This window comes from Lactococcus sp. UBA7128, assembly GCF_002492185.1.
Classification (GTDB): domain Bacteria; phylum Bacillota; class Bacilli; order Lactobacillales; family Streptococcaceae; genus Lactococcus; species Lactococcus muris.
Window position 1 is genome coordinate 1 of the sequence record NZ_DKXK01000041.1, and the last position, 4,804, is coordinate 4,804.

At 39.2% G+C, this 4,804-nt stretch carries 4 protein-coding genes; 1 reads left to right on the plus strand and 3 read right to left on the minus strand.

From position 1 onward, the window contains the following. Positions 1–106: 106 nt before the first annotated feature. From B4H39_RS04985 to mnmA, 3 genes are all read right to left on the minus strand, one after another. Positions 107–868 (minus strand): YiiX/YebB-like N1pC/P60 family cysteine hydrolase, encoded by a 762-nt coding sequence (locus B4H39_RS04985; RefSeq protein ID WP_251423997.1) that lies wholly within the window; start codon positions 866–868, stop codon positions 107–109. Positions 869–1,149: 281 nt separating this feature from the next. Then, positions 1,150–2,373: a 30S ribosomal protein S1 gene (rpsA, locus tag B4H39_RS04990; protein WP_202230828.1), complete on the minus strand. Its 1,224-nt coding sequence runs from the start codon at positions 2,371–2,373 to the stop codon at positions 1,150–1,152. A 327-nt stretch (positions 2,374–2,700) separates the two neighbouring features. Next, positions 2,701–3,825, minus strand: coding sequence for a tRNA 2-thiouridine(34) synthase MnmA (mnmA, locus tag B4H39_RS04995; protein WP_251423999.1), 1,125 nt, complete (start codon positions 3,823–3,825; stop codon positions 2,701–2,703). A gap of 160 nt (positions 3,826–3,985) precedes the next feature. On the opposite strand from mnmA, the gene B4H39_RS05000 reads away from it, so the two are divergent. After that, positions 3,986–4,765, plus strand: coding sequence for a DUF4931 domain-containing protein (locus B4H39_RS05000; RefSeq protein WP_202230826.1), 780 nt, complete (start codon positions 3,986–3,988; stop codon positions 4,763–4,765). The last annotated feature ends 39 nt before the right edge of the window (positions 4,766–4,804 follow it).

The following is a 4,804-nucleotide window of genomic DNA, read 5'->3' on the forward strand; positions in this document are numbered from 1 at the left end:
TGCACTTAACTTGACTATTCAAGAGACTAAAAAAACGGCACCAAGTGAGAGAAAAACAGCAGCTAGGACTGGTAATATTATTTTTTTCATTGTTCGATAGACATCCTTATTTGGCACGATAAATCAACTGGACTTTATTGTTATACAGCAACTCCGACGGATGAATAGTTCGCGCCCCTGGGATATCGTAAGCTGAGGTATTGAGATTAACCTTAGCAACATCCATATAGGCTGCCCAAACCAGCTGCGAGCAGTAAAAGCTGTTTCTGTTATTGGTGCGGTAGAAGTTATAGTTATAGGGCTTGCCTACCTGTCTTCCCGCCCAATGACCTGCCCACCAATCTTGTGAGATGCTTGTTGACTTTACCCCTGTTTGCCAGACATTATGGTTGCCTACTTTTCCACGCCCTTCAAAGTTAGATTGAAATCTAACCCCATTTGTATTTGGTGAAGCTTCCGCTGTAACCCTCAATCTTTGTGGTGCTACTATTCCCGCATGCCAACTTCCAGAAATACCTCTATTTGTAATGGCAATCACACCATCACGCCAGGTCCAGTTGCCATATCGTGCACGTGTCCGGTCTGTTTTGTCGGGAACCACTGGTAAGTTATCGATTTTTTCCATGATTTTATTTTCCTTCATTTCTTGATTGACCATCTTCAAGTACATTTCTTCCAGTTCTTTTTCCATTTTTCTTGTTTCTTGTGAATCTGCTGAGCGGCTACTCCTCTCTAATTTTTTGACATGTTCTGCCATTCTTGCTTTCAAGTCCTCCAAGGATTCAGCTTGGACTTGACCCGCTCCTCCGGACATTAATAAAGCAAGGCTCATCAGCCCGATAGACAACTGTCTTTTCTTCTTCATCATAGGTTTCCTCTTTTCTAATAGTTGTTCTTTTAGCTTAACATAGTTTTACTATTCACAATGCTCTAATTATGTAAGAAAATATTAAATTAACGAAACAATATGTATTATTCATGAAATAATTTATTTTTTTGCAATTAACATAACTGAATCTCAATAAAACAGAAAAACTCCTGAATAATTAAGTTCAGAAGTCTTTCGAAAAAATAGATTAAAGGAAGCAATTATCTTTAGTAAAGAAGAAATCAAAAAAAGCCACCAAGGTGACTTTTCTGGAGATTTTCTTACAAATCGTTGATATCGAAGTCTTCGCCGAGGAAGTCCGCGAGTGAGAAACCTTCTTGAGTTTCTGGAAGATCGTAGCTTGGTTTTGCTGCCTTACGTGGTGCGCGTGGTTTGCGTTCACGTTTTTCACCGTCTTCGTTGTTACGAGCTGGGCGAGCAGGCGCTTCTTCCAAAGCCTTGATTGAGAGTGAAATACGTTCTTCTTCAGGTTTCACATCAAGAACTTTTACGTTCACAACTTGACCAACTTTAAGCACATCTTTTGGATTTTCAACACGGTCCCAAGAAATTTGCGAAACGTGAACAAGTCCTTCAACGCCTGGGAAAAGTTCAACGAATGCACCAAAATCAGTGAGACGTTTAACAGTTCCTTCAACAGTTGAGCCAACTGGTGCTTTTTCTTCAACTTGTTCCCATGGGCCAGCTTGTGTAGCTTTAAGAGAAAGTGAAAGACGACCAGCTTCTTCATCAAGTTTCAAGATTTTAACTTCAACTTTGTCACCAGGTTTTACAACGTCTGCTGGACGTTTGACACGGTTGTGGCTAAGTTCTGAAACATGAACAAGTCCGTCAATACCGCCAAGATCAACGAATGCACCAAAGTTAGTAACACGTGAAACAGTACCTTCAACGATATCGCCTTCGTTCAATTGAGCAAAAGCTTCTTTGCGCATTTCGATATTTTCAGCTTCAACTACAGCACGGCGGCTAAGGATGAAGCGGTTTTCTGCAGCATTAATCTCGATAATTTTAGCTTCAATTTCTTGACCAACAAATTTCTTCGTATCTTTAACGAAATATGTGTCAATCATAGACGCTGGAATAAATCCGCGCACACCGTTATAATCTACTGAAAGTCCACCTTTAACATCTTTAGTAACCTTAACAGTAACGACTTCACCCTCTTTGCCTTCAAGTTCAGTCCAAGCTTTACGCGCTTCAAGACGTTTTAATGAAAGAAGGTATACATTAGCACCTTCAGCGTCTTTACCAACAATTTGTTTGATAACGAGCAAATCAAGAATATCACCAGGTTTTACGAATGTATTGATATCAGCATCACGGTCGTTTGTGATTTCGCGAAGGGTAAGGACACCTTCAACACCTGTACCAACGATAGCAACTGTTGCTTGCCCATTTTCGATAGTAAGGATTTCACCCTTTACGACATCACGTACTTTAACGTCCTCAACGCTGTTTAACAATGTTTCAAATTCATTCATTTGTAAAAAAATTCCTCCAACAATTTGACTGTCTACAGTCTTATGACTTAGTATATCACAACTATGAGAGAAATGAAAGCTTTTTTATGCATTTTTTCTTCTTTTTTACAAAGAATAGCTTGAAATATTTTCAAATACATTTTAGACCTGCTCTAGCAGTATTTTTCCTAAAAGCTACGCAATTTTTAAGTGTGGAATTTTTCCTTTCACTTGCTCTGTTATTAACATTGTTGAAATGCCGAATGGTCAATTTTTGTCCCTTAGCGATTATGTCTCTCAAGCCCACCTCTGTCCTCGCGTAAGAAGCCAAATCAACTCACACCTTGTTTACTGATATTGCATAATCTGGCCATTTTTATAAGCAAAGTCAATCAAGGCCCCGCCAATGCACTCGTCTCCATCATAGAAAACAACGGCTTGTCCTGGAGTAATGGCACGTACAGGCTCCGCAAACTTGACTGTAACCTTATCTCTTTTAACAGCGATTGTTACGTCTGTGTCTTCTTGACGATAGCGGAATTTAGCTGTGCAGTGCATGTCAAATTCTTCAGGCATTGTGCGAGTAAAGCTCAGTTCGCTTGCAGTTAAACTATCTGAATACAGATGTTCATGGTGGAAACCTTGCCCAACATAAAGTGTATTACTGCTCAAGTCCTTACCCACAACAAACCATGGTTCACTTGTCATTTGACCCTGCTGTCCGCCAATACCTAAACCTCCGCGTTGACCGATGGTATAGTACATGAGTCCTGCGTGTGTCCCCATTTCTACACCATCTAGTGTCATCATTTTACCTGAAGTTGCAGGAAGGTAGTTTGTCAAAAATTCTTTAAAATTCTTTTCACCGATGAAACAGATTCCAGTCGAATCTTTTTTCTTGGCTGTTGCTAGTCCAGCACGTTCGGCAATAGCACGTACTTCCGGTTTTTCCAAATGACCGAGTGGAAACATTGTTCTCTTCAATTGTTCTTGTGACAATTGGCTTAGGAAATAGGTTTGATCTTTATTATTATCTACGCCACGAAGCATATGAACGGTGCCATCTTCGTCTGTTGTTACACGGGCATAGTGGCCTGTAGCTACATAGTCAGCCCCAAGTTCCATTGCGTAATCAAGGAAAGCCTTAAACTTAATTTCTTTATTACACATGACATCTGGGTTAGGTGTACGACCTGCACGATATTCCGCCAAGAAATATTCGAACACACGGTCCCAATATTCTTTTTCAAAGTTGACAGAATAGTAGGGAATACCGATCTGATCGGCTACTGCTGCTACATCTTTATAGTCCTCTGTAGCTGTACATACACCATTTTCGTCAGTATCGTCCCAGTTTTTCATGAAGACACCAATGACATCGTAACCTTGTTCTTTTAGCAATAATGCTGTAACAGAACTATCGACGCCACCGGACATACCGACAACGACTCTTGTTTTTGAATTATCCATTATTTGTTCACCATCTCTTTCTATTTTTATTAGATTTCCTATTTTTCTTTAGAAAAACAAAAAAGCTTACATTCAGTTGAAGGCTGAAGTAAATAATAGGTAACGACTTATTATACCAATTTTTTCCAGAAATAAATAGACTGCGAAATGCTATAATAGAGATATGATTGAACATACAGATAATCCTTTGATTTTCAACATGGAAATCAATAAAAATAAATACGCAAACCTTGCTGAAACAAAGCGAGTTTGTCCTTTTTGTGATACACCTAATCTCAAAGATATTTTGGATCATCAAGAGCACAAAATTTGGCTCAAAAACAAATTTCCGACTGTCGAAAATTCTTTGATGACTGTGATTATCGAGTCAGATAAACACCTCGGTGATGTCTCTACCTACTCTGTCCAAGAAAACAGAGAGGTCTTTCGCTTTGCCTTTGAATGCTGGCAGAAACTATTGGATAATCCCCAATATAAATCCGTACTCATGTTTAAAAACTTCGGTCCACACTCTGGTGGGACTTTACGCCATCCGCACATGCAGATTGTTGGTTTGGAAGAGGCCGATGGTTATGAACACATCTCTCCTGAAAATTTTGAAGGTGTAACACTGAAGGAAAATAGTGTAGATATCACGCTTTCTACACGTCCGATTATGGGCTTTGTGGAGTTCAATGTCATCATTTCTCAGCTTGAGCATATCGATCATTTGGCAGACAAGGTTCAGATTATTACACAATACTTATTAAATGACTATATGAACGGGCGCTGTGATTCTTATAATCTTTTCTTCTACAAAATGCCAGACAGTCAACGCTATATTTGTAAAATCGTCCCTCGCTTTATTACTTCTCCTTATTATATTGGCTACAAAATCCCACAGGTCAATAAAAACAATCGCTTAGAGGAAATTGCAAGAGAATTAAAAGAAAAACTGGGCTAATGTCAAGCCCCAATAAAAATAGACAAGTAGAAAAACCTA